This is a genomic window from Bacillus sp. FSL R9-9497 (assembly GCF_038005805.1).
Lineage (GTDB): Bacteria > Bacillota > Bacilli > Bacillales > Bacillaceae_G > Bacillus_A > Bacillus_A cereus.
Genome location: NZ_JBBOTY010000001.1, coordinates 179,797 through 197,691, shown reverse-complemented (window position 1 = coordinate 197,691; position 17,895 = coordinate 179,797). Strand labels below are relative to the sequence as shown.

The window sequence follows — 17,895 nt, the reverse complement described above, 5'->3', positions numbered from 1 at the left end:
TTTTCCGCTCTTATCGACGCAAAAGCTGTTGCTTCTACATTAAACAAGTAAGGAGAATATATTATGAATAACATCACTTTTAACAAATTAGATTTTTTAGGACTAGCTAGTGGCTCGCTTCTTCTTACTGCTTTTATTTACGCCGCTACGCTTGTATAACTTTGTGTCCCCTTTCCCCTTTATTATAAATAGTAATAGAAAAGACGACCGTCTATGCCCGGTCGTCTTTTCTTATTTTTGATTTGATTGCAAAGCTTCTTTTAACTCCTCAAATTTCTCATTTAATTGATCTGTCATCATTTTCATAGCAGTTTTTCGATCTATTTGTTCTCCAGCCTCAATTTGAATCGGATCTCCAAAAATCAATTGTGCCTTTTTCCCCTTTATTAATTCTTTTACACTTGATGGACCAACATAAGCTGCCGGCACTAAAGGTACATTAGAACGCATCGCAATTGTCACAGCACCCGCTTTTAATGAAACATCTTCCGCTGATCTCGTTCCACTCGGAAAAATCCCTACTACCTTTCCTTCTTTTAATAAACGTGATGGAATTTTAAGTGTACTCGGTCCCGGATTCGCGCGATCTACAGGGAATGCATTTACATTTTTAAAGAACCAATTTTTGAATTTCCCTTCAAATAATTCTTTTTTTGCCATGTAATGAATTTGAGTTGGGTACATCCCTGTAGCTAACATTAATACATCCATAAAACTTGTATGTGTACACGCAACAACATACGGACCACCTTCTGGTAGCTTTTCTCTTCCTTGCACGTCTACTTTCCCAGCTGTTTTAAATATATATTTCAACAAAAATGTAATTGGTTTATACATTTATTTCGTTCCTTTCTAAACATCCGAAGTATAATCATATTCTTACAACAATTATAACACTAAGTTTTAGGAGTTGGTAATAAAAATGAGTATGAATTGTTACATTTTAATTCTTACAAAAGTGTAATTTTCTTGTAAGCTAATTCGATAGTTACTTCTTACTATATTTCATACAATTAAGTCAGAAACAGGGCAACAATTATTCGAAAAGGAGTCGATTAATATGATGAACAAAATGAAAACGAACAATTTCTTAAATACAATGGGCATGGTATTATCGGCTCTTTTCGATGCAAAAGCTGTTGCTTCTACATTAAACAAGTAAGGAGAATGTATTATGAATAACATCACTTTTAACAAATTAGACTTTTTAGGATTAGCTAGCGGCTCTCTTCTTCTTACTGCTTTTATTTACGCTGCTACGCTTGTATAACTTTGTGTCCCCTTTCCCCTTTATATAGAAAAAGACGACCGTCTATGCCCGGTCGTCTTTTTAATTTTTTCTTTCTTTCAATTCTTTTAAAAGCTGTATCAGCTCAGCTTGTTGTTTTATCTTTTTACGACCATTTCGATTAATTGCTGCAAGCTCACAGGCAACTCCGACGGCGAAGAAAAACAATAAACTTTCTAACATGTGAAATCCTCCATTTGCCTATTAAACAGCTTGACGTAATTGTTCTTCTTGTAAAACTCTCTTATTTATATTTTCTTCTTTTCTCTGACAAACGTTATTGCGAATAAGCGCTGCAATAACAAGTACAGTCCCTATAATATCAAACATTGTGATTTGATACCCTTGCATCATCATAATAGCTAAAGTCGTAATTGGTACAAAATTAATAAATAAAATCCCATTAATGGATGATAAAATTTTCACACCATAGTTCCAAGCAAGTAGCGCTACAATACCTGGCAATGTCATCATAAATAACAAATCATATTTCACAATAGAAATCGTTCCCATACTCGGAACTGAAATATATCCAAGCGACGTAATAATTACCGTTATAATCGCTGTAACAGTCGTACCGAATACACACGTCAACGTAGAATAACGTAATGTTGACCAATCACTACAAGTTTGACCACCCATCGTATAAATAACCCAGCCTACAACACCAATAAATATAAATGCTAATGGGAACATATTATCTTTCAATGTTACAAAGAAACTCATGTCACCTTTTGTAATAACAAACACAGCTCCTACAAAAGCAATAACCATACTCGTTATCATATACTTCTTCGGTTTTATATGCTTATATCCCCATAAAATACAAATAGAAATCATCGGCATAAGTGCTTCCATAATGGAAGCTACCATTACACCCGACTTACCCATCAACATTTGCCCTAAAAATATGAGGACATTATATACTGTAAATGCCATCGTTCCAAAAAAGACGAGTAACTTTCCTCTTCCCTCTAAACGAAATGCCTGTTTTCCTTCTTTCATTAACAACAATACAATCAGCATTATCGCCACTGCTCCATAGCGAATAAGCGAAAAATAAAATGGATCTATGTATTCTAGCGCATGATCAGCAACTGGAAACATCGCTCCCCATGACATACTCGCAATTAAACACGCTAAAGCCCCTATTATCATTTGACCTCTTCTCACCGCAATCCCCCGTTTCTTTCTATTTGCACAAAGAGAATTGTAAAAGAAAAAATATATCACGTAAAATGATTCAAAATGATGTTAACTATCATTTATAATGATAGTTAACATCAAGGGGGATTACAAAATGGAATTACGAGACTTACAAATCTTTAAAAGCGTTGCCGATCAGGGTAGTGTAAGTAGCGCAGCAAAGGAATTAAATTATGTACAATCAAATGTAACTGCACGTATTAAACAACTAGAAAACGAATTAAAAACCCCACTCTTTTACCGCCATAAACGAGGAATGACTTTAACAGCTGAAGGAAGAAAAATGCTCGTTTATGTTAGTAAAATTTTGCAAGATGTCGATGAACTAAAACAAGTATTTTTAGATAGCGAAACACCCTCCGGTATATTAAAAATCGGTACAGTCGAAACAGTAAGTACACTGCCTACCATTTTATCTTCTTACTATAAAAGCTATCCGAATGTCGATTTATCATTACAAGCGGGTCTAACAGAAGAATTAATTAGAGAAGTACTTGATCACCAATTAGATGGTGCCTTTATATCAGGTCCTATTAAACATCCACTAATCGAACAATACGATGTTAGTACAGAGAAATTAATGCTTATAACACAAAATAAAGCCTTTCATATAGAAGAATTTACAACAACTCCTCTACTCGTTTTTAACCAAGGATGTGGATACCGCTCCAAACTAGAACGTTGGCTTAAAGATGAAGGTTTGCTACCAAAAAGAATTATGGAATTCAATATATTAGAGACAATATTAAACAGTGTTGCACTCGGTCTCGGAATTACACTCGTACCACAGTCTGCTGTCCATCATCTTTCTAAAGCAGGTAAGGTACATTGTCATGCAATCCCTGAAAAATACGGCAGTATTTCAACGGTTTTCATACGCCGTAAAGATAGCTATATGACGAATTCAATGCGTAGTTTTTTAAAAACAATTGAAGAACATCATCATATCAATATGCTATGAAAGACATTCTTACACGAATGTCTTTTTTTCTTACAAAAGTGTAAGTCTTTCGTAAGCTAATTCGATAGTTGCAAGTAGACATATTTCCTATAATTAAGACATAAGCAGGGCAACAACAATTCGAAAAGGAGCGGATACGCATGATGAACAATATGAAATCAAATAAACTTTTAAATACAATGGGCATGGTGCTATCCGCACTTGTCGATGCAAAAGCTGTTGCAACTACATTAAACAAATAAGGAGAGATTATAATGAACAACATTACTTTCAACAAATCAGACTTTATCGGACTTGCAAGTGGAGCTACTCTTCTTACGGCTTTCATTTATACACTTGCTCAAGGTCTTGTTTAACACTTTGTTTCCCCAACCCCCTTTATATAGAAAAAGCTGCTCGTCTTATAGACAAGCAGCTTTTTAGTTTGTTTCATATACAATTTGACCTGTTTTCGTAATATCATATCCGCCAATCGCATTTAATTCATTATGAAATTCTTTCGATTGCAGAATGTCTTTCACAACTTCAATCAACTCTTCATTTTCTTTATTCTTCAAAATTACTAAATCATACTGTTCTTTCATGATTGGAATAAAGTCCACATTTACAATTTGCGAAAACTTTTCTGAACCTACTCCTACATCAGCTTTTCCATTTGCAACTTGAGTGGCAACACCAAGATGATTCGATTCTTCCCATTCATATCCACTAATATCAGCTTTATTTAATTTTTGGATTCGTAATTGTTCATCCACTAACACTCTAATACCAGAACCCTTTTCTCGATTCACAAACTTTATAGTGGACCCGGATATGTCAGCCAATGTCTTTATTTTCTTCGGATTTCCTTTTTGAACATAAAACCCTACATTTCTGGACAATAAATTAATCATAAGACATGGCTGTCCTACTAAAATACGTTTTACGTAAGGAATATTATATGTACCCGTTTCACCATCAAACAAATGCAAACTAACGATACTTCCTTCTCCTTGATACATTTTCACTAAACTCGTTAAGCTACCTTGATACGCTCTTAAAACATTAGAACTTGGCAAACGATTTTCTATACGTTTAGCTAACATATCTAACGTTAGTTCTTGACCACTAATAATACACGTGTTCAAGATACTACTACCATCGTTTTTTACAGGATTAACTTGTACTTTTCCTGTTTTCATTTGCTTTATATATTGATCTAAATCTGCTGCATCAATGCGCATCTGTCTACCAACTCTATAAGAAGGAAGTTCTCCTTTTTTAATTAAGTCGTATACAGTTAATTTTGATACTTTTAATCGCTTTGCTACTTCTTCCGTTGTGTAGGAATGATGATCCATAGACGATTCCTCACTTTCTCCTTTCATTGTAACAAAGAAAAGAATATTTCTCCTATTTTTTAAAAATAGATATATGTTCAAATTATATTCAATTATAACTAGTTATAATTAGTTATATTTAGTTATAATTAGATGTATCAAAATGAAAGGGGATTTTTTTATGAATAAATTTACATTACGTTCCATCGGGGCACTTATACTTTCTTTCCTTCTTATATTTAGCGCTGCTTGTACAAGTGGGGAAAAGCATACAAAGTCAACTGCTAAAGAGGATAAAACAGTTGAACTGACTATCTCAGCTGCTGCAAGCTTACAAGATGCATTAAAAGAAATCGAAAAACAATATAAAGAAAAAGAGCCAAATATCAAACTTTCTTTTAACTTCGGTGCTTCTGGAGCACTTCAACAACAAATTGAACAAGGTGCACCTGCTGATTTATTCTTCTCAGCAGCAGAAGATAAATTCCAAACCCTTGTAAAGAAAGGATTCATTAATGAAAAAGAAGGGAAAAATCTTCTTGGAAATGAACTAGTTCTAGTCATCCCTAAAGATAGTTCTCTTACAAAATTTCAAGATTTAAAAGATGAGAAAATCAAAAAAATTGCACTTGGTACACCTGAATCTGTACCTGCTGGCAAATATGCAAAGGCTTCTCTAACACACGAAAACCTTTGGAATGATGTTCAAAATAAAGTCGTATTTACAAAAGATGTTCGCCAAGTGTTAACATATGTAGAAACAGGGAATGTCGATGCTGGTATCGTATACAAAACAGATGCTCTCATTTCGGATAAAGTAAAGATTGGTGAGACAGCAGCAGCTACTTCTCATGAGCCAATCCACTATCCTTTAGGTGTTATAAAGGAATCTAAACATAAGAAAGAGGCGACTTCATTTTATGAGTATTTGCAGTCAAAAGATGCACAATCTATCTTTAAGAAATATGGATTTACAGTTCTGTCGTAATTACTATGAGCATTGATGCTATTTTATCGCCTGTCTTTCTATCTTTAAGAGTAGCTGCGTGCGCCACTATTCTCGTTACAATTTTAGGGACAATTGTCGGGCGAGCACTAGCTCGCTCCTCATGGCGATATAAAGTACTATTAGAAACCATATTTTTATTACCAATGGTACTTCCACCAACTGTTATCGGCTTCTTTCTCATTATCATCTTTGGAAACAACAGCCCGATCGGAAAGTGGGTTGAATCATTATTTCAGCAGTCTATTATGTTCACATCTACTGCTGCGATCATCGCTTCTACAGTTGTTGCATTTCCGCTTATGTACCAATCAGCGAAAACGGGATTTTCTATCGCAAATGTACAAATTGAAGAAAGTGCTCGTGACCTTGGCGCAAGTGAATATCAAGTTTTTCTGCACGTTACACTTCCACTCGCATTTCCTGCCTTACTAAGCGGGATGATTTTGAGCTTTGTCCGCGCGCTCGGTGAGTTTGGTGCTACACTTATGTTTGCCGGGAACATTCCTGGTAAAACACAGACAATCCCAACTGCAATTTACATGGCTATTGATGCAAGTAATATGCAACTCGCCTGGACACTTGTAGTTATTACTATCGTTATGTCACTCTTATTTCTACTATGTATTCAACTTATTAATAAAAGAATTACTAACTCTTAAAGCAGCTTTTTTCGAAGCTGCTTCTTTATTTCTTAGGAAATAAAATATACCACCGGGAAATAACTGAATTTTACCTCTTATTAAAATATACATTTTATTTGAATTCACTTTCTAAAATAGGCAATTTCCTGTTATTATATGGAGGTGTTTCAAAAAATGAAGAAATGAAAACGCATTTATATCGTGAATTCTTCATCCTGTTTTAGCGATCGGTAATCTTCTACTCTATTAGTGGGGCATTACCGATCGTTAGAACGATATGTAACTATATTGGTATAGCAAACCGAAGGGAGTCTTGTAATGGACATTTTATTAGCGCTTCTTCCTGCAATTGCATGGGGAAACATCTTATTAGTAAGCGTAAAAATGGGCGGTGGTGCATATAGCCAAACGGTAGGTATGACAATCGGTGCTCTATTCTTCGCAACAATTATGTATGTATTTACTCAACCAGCTTTAACAATGACAATCTTAATTGTTGGTTTTATTTCAGGTTTATTCTGGGCTTTAGGACAAGTAAACCAATTAAAAACAGTTGAAAAACTAGGTGTTTCAACTACTGTAACGATTTCTACTGGTATGCAACTTGTTGCAACTTCTATCTTTGGGGTTATCGCTTTCCGTGAGTGGACTACTACTACAACGATCATTCTGGGAACGATTGCAATCCTATTAATCGTAGTTGGTGTTGTATTCACATCATTAGATGATAAAGAAAATGCTCAGCCACCTGGACAATTGAAAAAAGGACTTCTTACTTTAATTGTTTCTACTTTCGGCTATCTTGTATATGTAATTATTATTCGTTGGTATAATATCGATGGTTGGTCTGCTATTTTACCACAAGCAGTTGGTATGTTTGTTGGTGCAGTTGTACTGACGTCTAAACATAAACCATTTAACAAATATGCAATCCGTAATGCTTTGTCTGGTTTACTATGGGGAACTGGAAACTTATTCTTACTTCTTTCATTACCACGTGTTGGAGTAGCAACAAGCTTCCCATTATCTCAAACTGGAATCGTTATCTCAACATTCGGTGCGATTGTATTCTTAGGTGAAAAGAAAACAAAACGCCAATTGATCTTTATTGCACTCGGTAGTGTTTTAATTATCGGCGGCGCTGTATTACTTGGTATGACAAAAGCATAATCTTATATTCTATTAGTAAACCCCTGAAGCATATATGCCTCAGGGGTTTTTCAATTCTAATTATTTTCTAGATATAATTATTTGTATGTTCTTGCCCCTTATAATTGCTCTTCCACTCTAGCAAACCAGCTACACATATAAAGAGATTAATAACAGCTAATATTAGCATGAATTTCCGCCTTCTCATTATCCATTCCATCTACGGTAAGTCTTTTCTTTTTACAAAATTCTCTTAAAGATGATATCGTTTTTATAACATATCTCTACTAGAAAGGAATAAAGGATATGCTAACTAAACATCGAATTTTATTTATTGGTGCCGGTCGTATGGCAGAAGCTATATTTTCCGGATTACTTAAAACAAGCAAAGAGTACATCGAAGAAATTATCGTCTCTAACCGAAGCAACGTAGAAAAGCTAAAACAGTTACAACATCGATATAATGTGTCTACTGCAACAGATTGGAAACAGCATGTTACATCTGTTGATACGGTTGTTTTAGCAATGCCACCTTCTGCTCATGAAGAGTTATTAGCTGAGCTATCTCCGTTACTATCAAATCAACTAGTCGTAACAGTCGCAGCCGGCATTGGACCATCTTATTTAGAAGCTAGACTCCCAAAGGGCACGCCTGTTGCTTGGATTATGCCTAATACAGCTGCTGAAATTGGAAAATCTATCTCCTTATATACAATGGGACAATCAGTAAACGCGATGCATCAAGAAACCCTGCAACTGCTTTTAAAAGGGATTGGTACTTCGCAACTTTGTACTGAGGAAGAAGTTCATCAGCTTACTGCAGTTACTGGAAGTGCACCAGCCTTCCTTTATTACTTTGCTGAAAGCTTAATTGAAACAACAAAAAGTTATGGAGTCGATGAAGAAACCGCAAAACATCTTGTCATTCAAATGATTTCTGGCTCTGCTTCTATGCTCGAACAAACGCAAAATCCAGCTAACCTCCGCGAACAAGTAACAACGCCAGGTGGTTCCACAGCTGAGGGTCTCAAAACTTTATACGAATATAATTTTTCAGAGGCAATTCAAAAAGCAGTAGAAGCAACAAACAAAAAAGCTAGGGGGAAATAATATGATTTTAACAAGTTTAAAAGACTATACAACATTACATAACGGTGTAAAAATGCCTTGGTTTGGTTTAGGTGTTTTTAAAGTAGAAGATGGTTCAGAAGTAATTGATTCTGTAAAAGCAGCAATTAAAAATGGCTACCGCAGCATCGATACTGCAGCAATCTATCAAAATGAAGAAGGCGTTGGACAAGCGATTCGTGAATCCGGTGTTTCACGCGAAGAATTATTTATTACCTCAAAAGTATGGAATAGCGATCAAGGATATGAAACAACACTTCAAGCATTTGAAACTACATTAGAGAAATTAGGTCTAGAATATTTAGATTTATATTTAGTACATTGGCCTGTGAAAGGGAAATATACCGAATCATGGAAAGCATTAGAAAAACTTTATAAAGATGGCCGTGTTCGCGCTATCGGTGTGAGTAATTTCCACATTCACCACTTACAAGACGTATTTGAAATTGCTGAAATTAAGCCAATGGTCAACCAAGTGGAATACCACCCACGTTTAGCACAAGAAGAGTTACATGCATTCTGTAAAGAACATAATATCCAGCTTGAAGCTTGGTCACCATTAATGCAAGGACAACTACTAGATAATCCAACGTTACAAGAAATTGCGACAAAATATAATAAATCAACTGCGCAAATTATTTTACGCTGGGATTTACAAAACGAAGTTGTAACAATTCCCAAATCAATTAAAGAACATCGCATTATTGAAAATGCAAACATCTTCGACTTTGAATTAAATGCTGATGATATGAAAGCAATTCAAGCTTTAAATGAAGATCGTCGCGTTGGTCCAGATCCAGATAACTTTAACTTCTAGTAGAAAAACCACTGCCCTATGCAGTGGTTTTTTCGTTTAAGAAAACTGAAAATTTAAACTATATTTCATTTAGTTGACACTTCATTATTCAAGGTGTAAGATTTTGAATTATCAAAGAAACACAAAAATTAATAAAATTTATTCGTTTACTCATTGTATCAAGAGAGGTGGAGGGACTGGCCCTTTGAAACCTCGGCAACAGGTTCATTTTGAATACTGTGCCACTTCCTGCAAGCTTTATGCTTGAAAGATAGAATGAGGGACTTCGTTTATATACGGGTGCATAACTTGTACGTAAAAATCCCTCTTTCTCAATATGAAAAGAGGGATTTTTTATTTTTCATTTCCCTCATCATCATCCAAACTTAATTATTTAGGAGGAAAATCAAATGAAAAAGAAGTTTGTACCCGGTATTGCATCAGTTGTAGGAGTAAGTATTTTATTAACTGGTTGCGGTAGTTATAAAAACGAAGCAAGCGGAGCAAATGCAAAAGACGAGGCACCTAGTAAACAGGTTTTAAACTTATCTTCACCTACTGAAATACGAACAATGGATACGGCTCGTGCTACAGATACTGATTCTGGTCAAGTAATGCGAAACGTATTTGAAGGTTTGTATAATCTTGGTGAAGGTAACAAACCTGTTCCTGGTGTTGCAAAATCTCATGAAGTAAGTGGCGATAAAACGAAATACACATTCCATTTGCGAGATTCAAAATGGTCAAACGGCACTCCTGTTACAGCTAAAGATTTTGTGTTCGCTTGGCAAAGAGCCGTAGATCCAGCAACAGCCTCTGAATATGCATTTCTATTCTTTGATATTAAAAACGCAACAAAAATTAACAACAAAGAACTTCCAGCCGACAAACTTGGTGTAAAAGCAGTTGATGACCATACGTTTGAGGTAGAATTGGAGCGTCCTGTTCCGTATTTTATTAGCTTAACAGCGTTCCCAACATTTCTACCAATTAACGAGGAATTCTTTAAAGCACAAGGTGATAAGTACGCTTTAGAAGATAATACAATCTTGTACAACGGAGCTTTTACACTAAGCGATTGGAAGCACGAACAAAGCTTTAAATTCAAGAAAAACCCTACCTATTGGGATAAAGATACTGTCAAACTAGAAGAAATCAATTTTAACGTCGTAAAAGAAAAATCAACAGAAGTAAATTTATTCGAGTCAAAACAATTAGATCGTATAAAACTAACATCTGACTTCGTCGATAAATATAAAAAAGATGCTAACTTTAAAGAACGTCCAAACGTAGGCGTACAATTTTTACGTATGAATCAACAAAACAAAGTGCTTCAAAACGTTTCTGCACGCCAAGCAATTGATCAAACAATTGATAGAAAATCCTTTGTAAATACGTTATTAAATGATGGATCTACACCAACATTTGGTCTCGTTCCAAAAAACTTTGCAAAAGGACCTGAAGGAAAAGACTTCCGTACTGCAAATGGCGATTTAACAAAAGTTGATACAAAATCTGCACAAGAGTTATGGAAAAAAGCTAAACAAGAGCTTGGTTCTGAAAAGATAGCATTAGAATTATTAACGAGTGATGCTGACCTTGATAAGAAAACTGGTGAATTCTTAAAAGGACAACTAGAAAAGAATCTAGATGGATTAACAGTAAATATAAAACCGCAACCGCGTAAGCAACAAGTTTCGCTTTTATTAAAAGGTGACTACGAAATCGGAATTGATGGCTGGAGCCCTGACTTTGCGGATCCAATTACATTCCTTGAGCTATTTACAACGAATAACCCTTATAACTTAGATCATTACTCTAATAAGGAATTCGATGAAACAATAGCAAAAGTGAAAACAACTTTAGCTGGTGATGAAAAAGCTCGCTGGGAAGCATTACTAGCATCCGAGAAAATATTATTTAAAGACTCTGTTATCACTCCTCTTTACCAAAAAGGCGAATCTTATTTAGAACGTTCTTATGTGAAAGGAATTGTGCAAGTAGACTTTGCAGGTCAATTAAACTTCAAGTGGGCAAAAATTGAAAAATAAAGTGAAACTTTAATAAGTGGGGGTTTCTTCATCCCCACTTATTATTAGCCCACACCAATTATTTTTTTAGCAAAATATATTTAAAATAGGTTCTCTCACACATGAGAATCTGCTTTTTCAATATATTATTCTAAGAAATTAACAATCTATTTTTATTATTGACATATAGTTCTTTTCAGTGTTAATATTCTAAATAATCAAAGAAACGAAATATTTCACCATCAAAATATAATGTCTACTACGTTGAAACATATAACGATAGATTATAAATCAACATGTATATACATATAGAACACCTGATTACCTATAAACAAATATTTATAATAGGTTTTTTCTCCTTCTATAGCTACTTCAGACATGGGCATTATGACGTTACGAACAACACATTTAGGGAGGAACGAACAATGAAGAAAAAAGTTATACCTGTTGTTGCATCTGTTTTAGGGGCAAGTCTATTACTAACTGCTTGCGGGGGAAATAAAGATAATGCAAGCGGAGCGAAAGCAAACGATAAAGCACCTGATAAACAGGCAATTAACTTATCATTCGCTTCAGAAATTCCAACAATGGATGTTGCAAAAGCAACGGATGGGGAATCCATGAACGTAATGCGCAATGTTTTTGAAGGGTTATATGCAATGGGAGAAGATAATAAACCGGTTCCTGGTGTCGCTGAGTCGGTTGACATTAGTCCCGATAAAACAAAATATACATTCCATCTGCGTGATTCAAAATGGTCAAACGGTACTCCTGTTACAGCAAAGGACTTTGCCTTCGCTTGGCAACGTGCCGTAAATCCTGATACAGCAGCTGAATACGCATTCTTATTCTTCGATATAAAGAATGCGAAACAAATAAACCAAAAACAATTGCCAATTGATCAACTAGGGGTCAAAGCTGTCGATGACAAAACGTTAGAAGTACAACTAGACCGTCCTGTTCCCTACTTCTTAAGCTTAACGACATTCTCAACATTCTTACCAATTAATGAAGAGTACTTAAAATCTCAAGGTGATAAATATGGTTTGGAAACAAATCATTTAATTTACAACGGTGCTTTCACATTAGAGAACTGGAAACATGAACAAAGCTTCCAATTGAAGAAAAACCCTAACTATTGGGATGCTAAAACGGTAAAATTAGAAGAAATCAACTTCAATGTCGTTAAAGATAAGTCTACAGAAGTGAACTTATATGATTCAGGACAAATTGATCGCGTTGCTTTAACTGCAGAGTTTGTTGATAAATATAAGAGCGATCCAAACTTCAAGGAACGCGCTGAAGTCGGCATTCAATTCTTACGACTAAATCAGAAAAATGAAACATTAAAAAATCAACATGCACGCCTTGCTATTAACGGCGCAATGAATAAAAAAGCTTACGTAGAAACAATTTTAAATAACGGCGCTGTTCCAGCTGAAGGAATGGTTCCTGCGAAATTCGCAAAGAGCCCAGAAGGCAACGACTTCCGTAAAGAAAATGGAAATCTAGTCAAGGATGATGTGAAAACAGCGAAAGAAAACTGGAAAAAAGCAAAACAAGAACTTGGTACTGACAAAGTAACAATCGAACTATTAACAAGTGACAATGCTTTAGCTAAAAAGACTGGTGAATATTTAAAAGGTGAATTAGAAAAAAACTTAGACGGATTAACAGTGAATTTAAAACCACAACCACGTAAACAACAGCTAAAACTACTATTAAGTGGTGACTATGAAATTGGTATTGACGGCTGGGGCCCTGACTTCGCTGATCCAATTACATTCTTAGATCTATTTACAACAGATAGTGCTTATAACTTCGATAAATACTCTAACAAAGAGTACGATGAGCTAATTCATAAAGTGAAAACAGATTTAGCTGGCGATGAAAAAGCACGCTTTGAAGCAATGAAGCAAGCTGAAAAAATTCTATTACAAGACGGCGCTGTCGCTCCTTTATACCAACAAGGTCGTTCTTACTTACAACGCTCTTTTATTAAAGGACTTGTAACAACTGACTTCGGTGGTGAGTTTAACTACAAGTGGACAGAAGTTGCAAAGTAACAAAAGTAAAAGGTATCCCATGAAGGATACCTTTTTACTTTTATACAACTTTAACTACAGAGCTTCCTCTTCCCTTTGCCATTCCTTTTATAGCTAAAATCATACCTGCTACTAATTGTATAACCAATACAATAACTAATAATGAAATAATATTTCTTTCTAAACTAACTCCTCCAAATATTATTGTATAATAGCCATTTCCTGCATATATTGCAGGAAATAATTCACCGATTGTTTGATATGTTTTAGAAAGCATTTCATGTGGTACAATTACACCCAAACTTACAAGTTGTAACGATAGTGAGATGATATTGAAAATCATACCTGCATCTCCAAAAACAGTTACAACCATTTGTGTTAATGAAAGAAAGGCGAAGAAGACTATTGTCAATAATCCTCTTTTCCTTCTTTTTGCATTGAACCAAAACTCATCATAAATATAAACACAAACATCAAATATGTTCTTCACGTCAAAGAAGGTATATGCCCTGACCAAAGATAGCTAACTAAATAATTAATTCCCATAATACAAGACGATATTACTAAACTAATACTTATTAGTTTTACATATTTGAGCATATCTTTTCTCCTTGTTTTTTATTTTTCTACTTCTTCAAATTGTAGATTCACTGGCTCTTCTAAAAGTGTTTCATAAAAGTTCTCTGCCAAATCTGTTGAAGGAATTTTTTCATCTACTTCATCAAATCGAATACTATCTAGCCACACACAACCTTCTCCTGATAATAAAACACCAAATGCAATACCAAGTGCTTCTTCTTTTATATCTAATACAACCGAGTACGATTGCCAGTTATTCGTATTTTTAATGGGGCGATTTTGCATATTATCCATAGCGAGCGGTTCTGTATCTTTTCCATCTACTCGCATCCACAATCCTGCCCAATCTCTTACATTTTCACTCTTAATAAATGCTGTAAAACGTAATCTCTTTCCTACATATTTATCCGCTCGGAACATTTGCATTAATGTTGAAAATCCTCCGTGCGTAACATTCTCTTTTGCTTTTATGTATGCAGATACTTTCCCCTGATGGACAACTTCATAATCTAAACCCATCTCATATTCAGCAGGATGACTTCCACTTAAGATCCATCCTTTCGGTATACCTTTTTGCATTGAAACACCCTCTCTTTCTATATAAAATGACTGAAAGTACTTTCGATATTTCTTTGGTGGCAATTGAAACATTCTTTTAAAAGCTCTCGTAAATGCCTCTTGTGAGGAAAAACCGTATTGCACTGCAATATCAATAACAGCTCTCTCCGTTGACACTAAAACTTGCGCAGCATGAGTTAACCTTCTCTTTCGAATATAATCTGTTACACTCATCCCAACATATCTTTGAAAGATGCGATGAAAATGGTACATCGATACTGCACTGTGAGATGCCACTCTTTCTGTTGTAAGCTCCTCATGTAAGTGATTCTCTATATATTCAATTGATTTTTTTATTATCTCTTTATATTCTTCATGCATTTTAGCCCCTCCTCACAACTTCAATTTACCATATACATACAAATCTTTTTTGATTTAAATTGCGGATTAGCCCTTGCAACTACAGAATAATAATTTATTTTCAACACATACATAATTACATGTTTTTGGGAAAAACTTGTATAGAACGAATTTACATAAGGAGGAATTTATAATGAGAATTCTACTATCAGTTTTATTAGCTCTTATGCTAGTACCTGCATTAACAGGATGTAAAGCTCCTGCAAAAGAAGACACAACTTCTAATAAAAAGACGACTGAAGAAGCAAAAAATGAGGCTCCTGCAGATTTAAAACTAAACTTCAATGAATTCGATTTAAAGGCAGACTACCAAGATACAAAGAAAGACTACGAAGCAGACTATAAAAATGTAGCAGCTGATAAGAAAATGGAAGCAAAAATTGAAGATCATAAAGCAGATGTAAAATTAACAGGAGACGAGGCTATCACAAAATTAAGCCCACTCTTACAAGAATTAAAATTTGATAAAAATACTGCTGACCAAGAAGTAATCGATCAAGTAGTGAACGTTTTCAAACTTGATAAAGACTATCAAAAATTTGATTTAGAAGTTGTCTTCTCTGATGGAACGAAAAAAGAATACAAAAGAGAAATAAAATAAAGAAGTAGGCGGTAGTAAGAAGAAAAAATAACCTTGCACAGGCAAGGTTATTTTTTCATTTCTGCTTGAAAACGTTTATAGTATGTTGATGCTGTTGCAAAATTAATTTCTATATCACGAATCAACGATGAATCTTCTTCTTTAGCTAACTTCTGTAATTTTTTCATTGCTTGCTCCGATTCATTCAAGAAACCAACATATACTTCATGTTCTTGCTCTTTCGACTTCGGCACACGAATTTCTTTACGTATATGATCAATATCTTCTAACATGCTCGTTGTTACCTTTTGCACATCTTCTTTATATGTAGCAGTCGTTATTTCCTTACCGCCCTTTTCTTTTGCTACTTCAAATAACTGCAGTGCTTTATTAATTTCTTTATTCATTTTCGTATCGTATTTTTCATGTACTGCACGGTATTCTTTCATCTCTTCTGTTTGTTCTGTAGATTGCTCTACCTTTTCTTTCGGTTCTTTCGTATCTTTATTTCCATTACATCCTGCTAGAAGGAGCATTCCTCCCATTACGGCAATACCCAAAACCTTCTTCATCTCTTCTTCTCCTTTTATCTACAACTATTACTCATTATAGTTTCTTTTATCTCCACTTGTTATTATACCGAGAACATCCTACTTTTTACACTTAAGACGACACCGTAATATATATACCAACATGTTTGTCACAGTATCGTCACTTTATACAAATAATTTTTGCAATGCTTTACTACATCACCTTACAAAACTGTATGAGGTATTTCAAAGAAATGAAAAAAGAACTGATTCAAACATTCCCTTTGAATCAGTTCTTTTTTGTTAAGCCTCTAGATTTTGTTTTTGTTGCAGTTCAAACTGTTTCTCACTTCTTCTGGCCATAAATAGATAACATAACACTGCTCCTACTTCACAAAGCGCAATAACAATACCCATCGGTAATGCTGTATTACTTCCACCGATACCTACTAGCGGAGCAACAAGAGCTCCTGAAATAAACTGTAATAAACCTAATAAAGCTGATGCTGTTCCTGCAGCTTGTTTCTGATTTCTCATCGCTAATGAGAACCCAGTTGTTGATACAACCCCGACACTTGATACAACAAGGAATAACGAACATAAAACACCAATTAAACCTATTCCTAGTACGATTGTCAGTAGTAAAGATAGACCACCAACAGCTGCGATAATAATACCCGCAACAAATAATGTCTTCTCATTCACTTTCCCCGCTAAACGACCCGTTACCTGACTAGCAATAATAATACCGATGCCGTTAATCGCAAAGAATAAACTAAATTGCTGTGGTGATGCTCCGTATATGTTCTGCAACACAAATGGTGAGCCCGAAATGTATGCAAACATTGCCGCTGTTACTAATCCTTGTGACAATGCATATCCCATAAACAGACGGTCCTTTAACAATTTTCCGTACGTCGCCAAAGTCCCTGACAAACCACCCGTTTCTCTTTCTTCAGGAGGTAATGTTTCACGTAATACAAAAGTAGCTGAGATTAACATGAATACGCTAATTGCTCCAAGAACGATGAAAACACCGCGCCACGTTGTAAACTGTAACAATTGCCCCCCAATAATCGGTGCCAAAATAGGTGCTGCTCCGTTTACTAACATAAGCAGTGAGAAAAACTTCGTCATTTCAGAACCTGAGTACATATCTCTTACCATCGCACGTGATATAACAATCCCGGCTGATCCTGAAGCTCCTTGTAGGAAGCGCAATAATACTAATGTCCAAATAGATGGCGCAACAGCACAAAGTAAAGAAGAAGCAACATAAATAATAAGAGCAATAATAAGTGGTTTGCGTCTTCCGTAAATATCACTAATTGAGCCAACAAATAATTGCCCTACTGAAAGCCCAAGTAAACAAGCTGTTAATGTAAGCTGCGCTAGGGATGCACCTGTTTGCAAGTCATCCGTTAACTTCGGTAATGAAGGCAAATACATATCAATAGATAATGGCCCAATTGCCGTAAGTGTCCCTAATACAAGAATCATCCACAACCTGTTTGCCTTTACAGGTTTATATATTTCGTGATTAACTTCATTCACTTTTTCAATTCACCCTTTCCTATACACACTGAATCGTAACAATTATAGTTACATCATAAACATACGTCAAGTACAGTGCATTTTCCTCTTTCATAATGTAAA

20 protein-coding genes, 1 pseudogene and 1 riboswitch are annotated in these 17,895 nt (G+C 35.1%); of the genes and pseudogenes, 12 read left to right on the top strand and 9 right to left on the bottom strand.

The genetic code is table 11. The features are described from left to right. Nucleotides 1-63 precede the first annotated feature (63 nt). A complete protein-coding gene (locus tag MKY21_RS01140) occupies nt 64-159 on the top strand; it encodes a DUF3948 family protein (protein ID WP_001060007.1) in 96 nt (31 codons plus the stop codon). A gap of 72 nt (nt 160-231) precedes the next feature. On the opposite strand, the gene MKY21_RS01135 is transcribed toward MKY21_RS01140, so the two are convergent. Next, the gene (locus tag MKY21_RS01135) at nt 232-837 is read right to left on the bottom strand and encodes a lysophospholipid acyltransferase family protein (protein ID WP_000277767.1); all 606 of its coding nucleotides are present in this window, start codon (nt 835-837) and stop codon (nt 232-234) included. Between the two features lie 337 nt (nt 838-1,174). Between MKY21_RS01135 and MKY21_RS01130 the strand changes: the two genes are divergently transcribed. Next, nucleotides 1,175-1,270: a DUF3948 family protein gene (locus MKY21_RS01130; RefSeq protein WP_001060007.1), complete on the top strand. Its 96-nt coding sequence runs from the start codon at nt 1,175-1,177 to the stop codon at nt 1,268-1,270. Nucleotides 1,271-1,330: 60 nt separating this feature from the next. Here the strand turns inward: MKY21_RS01130 and MKY21_RS01125 are convergent, their stop codons facing one another. Next, complete coding sequence (locus tag MKY21_RS01125; protein WP_000894065.1) at nt 1,331-1,471, bottom strand: YrzO family protein; 141 nt, start codon at nt 1,469-1,471, stop codon at nt 1,331-1,333. 21 nt (nt 1,472-1,492) lie between these two features. Further along, complete coding sequence (locus MKY21_RS01120) at nt 1,493-2,461, bottom strand: DMT family transporter (RefSeq protein ID WP_016119004.1); 969 nt, start codon at nt 2,459-2,461, stop codon at nt 1,493-1,495. A 127-nt stretch (nt 2,462-2,588) separates the two neighbouring features. Here MKY21_RS01120 and MKY21_RS01115 point away from each other — a divergent pair, with 127 nt between their 5' ends. Together MKY21_RS01115 and MKY21_RS01110 are read left to right on the top strand one after the other, a co-directional pair. After that, nucleotides 2,589-3,455 (top strand): LysR family transcriptional regulator, encoded by an 867-nt coding sequence (locus MKY21_RS01115; RefSeq protein WP_000423032.1) that lies wholly within the window; start codon nt 2,589-2,591, stop codon nt 3,453-3,455. Nucleotides 3,456-3,709: 254 nt separating this feature from the next. After that, nucleotides 3,710-3,811: a DUF3948 family protein gene (locus MKY21_RS01110; protein WP_001060018.1), complete on the top strand. Its 102-nt coding sequence runs from the start codon at nt 3,710-3,712 to the stop codon at nt 3,809-3,811. 63 nt (nt 3,812-3,874) lie between these two features. On the opposite strand, the gene MKY21_RS01105 is transcribed toward MKY21_RS01110, so the two are convergent. Then, complete coding sequence (locus MKY21_RS01105; protein ID WP_137070165.1) at nt 3,875-4,795, bottom strand: substrate-binding domain-containing protein; 921 nt, start codon at nt 4,793-4,795, stop codon at nt 3,875-3,877. A 160-nt stretch (nt 4,796-4,955) separates the two neighbouring features. Here MKY21_RS01105 and modA point away from each other — a divergent pair, with 160 nt between their 5' ends. The 7 genes from modA to MKY21_RS01070 all read left to right on the top strand — a co-directional run bounded on the left by modA (nt 4,956) and on the right by MKY21_RS01070 (nt 13,593). Further along, nucleotides 4,956-5,762, top strand: coding sequence for a molybdate ABC transporter substrate-binding protein (gene modA, locus MKY21_RS01100; RefSeq protein ID WP_086392636.1), 807 nt, complete (start codon nt 4,956-4,958; stop codon nt 5,760-5,762). 5 nt (nt 5,763-5,767) lie between these two features. Further along, on the top strand, nt 5,768-6,442 hold the full coding sequence (gene modB / locus MKY21_RS01095; RefSeq protein WP_016119001.1) for a molybdate ABC transporter permease subunit: 675 nt from the start codon (nt 5,768-5,770) through the stop codon (nt 6,440-6,442). A gap of 300 nt (nt 6,443-6,742) precedes the next feature. Beyond that, nucleotides 6,743-7,594 (top strand): GRP family sugar transporter, encoded by an 852-nt coding sequence (locus tag MKY21_RS01090; protein WP_000353544.1) that lies wholly within the window; start codon nt 6,743-6,745, stop codon nt 7,592-7,594. 285 nt (nt 7,595-7,879) lie between these two features. Continuing rightward, nucleotides 7,880-8,683 (top strand): pyrroline-5-carboxylate reductase, encoded by an 804-nt coding sequence (proC, locus tag MKY21_RS01085; protein ID WP_000956280.1) that lies wholly within the window; start codon nt 7,880-7,882, stop codon nt 8,681-8,683. 1 nt (nt 8,684) lies between these two features. After that, the gene (locus MKY21_RS01080; protein WP_016118999.1) at nt 8,685-9,518 is read left to right on the top strand and encodes an aldo/keto reductase; all 834 of its coding nucleotides are present in this window, start codon (nt 8,685-8,687) and stop codon (nt 9,516-9,518) included. 152 nt (nt 9,519-9,670) lie between these two features. Continuing rightward, nucleotides 9,671-9,775, top strand: a riboswitch (SAM riboswitch). 132 nt (nt 9,776-9,907) lie between these two features. Next, entirely contained in the window at nt 9,908-11,548 is a 1,641-nt protein-coding gene (locus MKY21_RS01075; protein WP_098783689.1) for a peptide ABC transporter substrate-binding protein, read from the top strand. 404 nt (nt 11,549-11,952) lie between these two features. Beyond that, nucleotides 11,953-13,593, top strand: coding sequence for a peptide ABC transporter substrate-binding protein (locus MKY21_RS01070; protein ID WP_000730942.1), 1,641 nt, complete (start codon nt 11,953-11,955; stop codon nt 13,591-13,593). Between the two features lie 40 nt (nt 13,594-13,633). Here the strand turns inward: MKY21_RS01070 and MKY21_RS01065 are convergent, their stop codons facing one another. The 3 genes and pseudogenes from MKY21_RS01065 to MKY21_RS01055 form a co-directional block, all read right to left on the bottom strand. Then, on the bottom strand, nt 13,634-13,984 hold the full coding sequence (locus tag MKY21_RS01065) for a hypothetical protein (protein WP_000156941.1): 351 nt from the start codon (nt 13,982-13,984) through the stop codon (nt 13,634-13,636). After that, a pseudogene (locus MKY21_RS01060) lies at nt 13,981-14,172 on the bottom strand (hypothetical protein). The gene MKY21_RS01065 and the pseudogene MKY21_RS01060 overlap by 4 nt, the downstream one beginning before the upstream one ends. 18 nt (nt 14,173-14,190) lie before the next feature. Continuing rightward, nucleotides 14,191-15,090, bottom strand: coding sequence for a helix-turn-helix transcriptional regulator (locus MKY21_RS01055; RefSeq protein ID WP_000544203.1), 900 nt, complete (start codon nt 15,088-15,090; stop codon nt 14,191-14,193). Between the two features lie 172 nt (nt 15,091-15,262). On the opposite strand from MKY21_RS01055, the gene MKY21_RS01050 reads away from it, so the two are divergent. After that, nucleotides 15,263-15,730, top strand: a complete 468-nt coding sequence (locus MKY21_RS01050; protein WP_001221553.1) for a YusW family protein — start codon at nt 15,263-15,265, stop codon at nt 15,728-15,730. Between the two features lie 47 nt (nt 15,731-15,777). Here the strand turns inward: MKY21_RS01050 and MKY21_RS01045 are convergent, their stop codons facing one another. Beyond that, a complete protein-coding gene (locus MKY21_RS01045) occupies nt 15,778-16,281 on the bottom strand; it encodes a hypothetical protein (protein WP_000756518.1) in 504 nt (167 codons plus the stop codon). Between the two features lie 261 nt (nt 16,282-16,542). After that, a complete protein-coding gene (locus MKY21_RS01040; protein WP_223153447.1) occupies nt 16,543-17,802 on the bottom strand; it encodes a multidrug effflux MFS transporter in 1,260 nt (419 codons plus the stop codon). Nucleotides 17,803-17,895 lie beyond the last annotated feature (93 nt).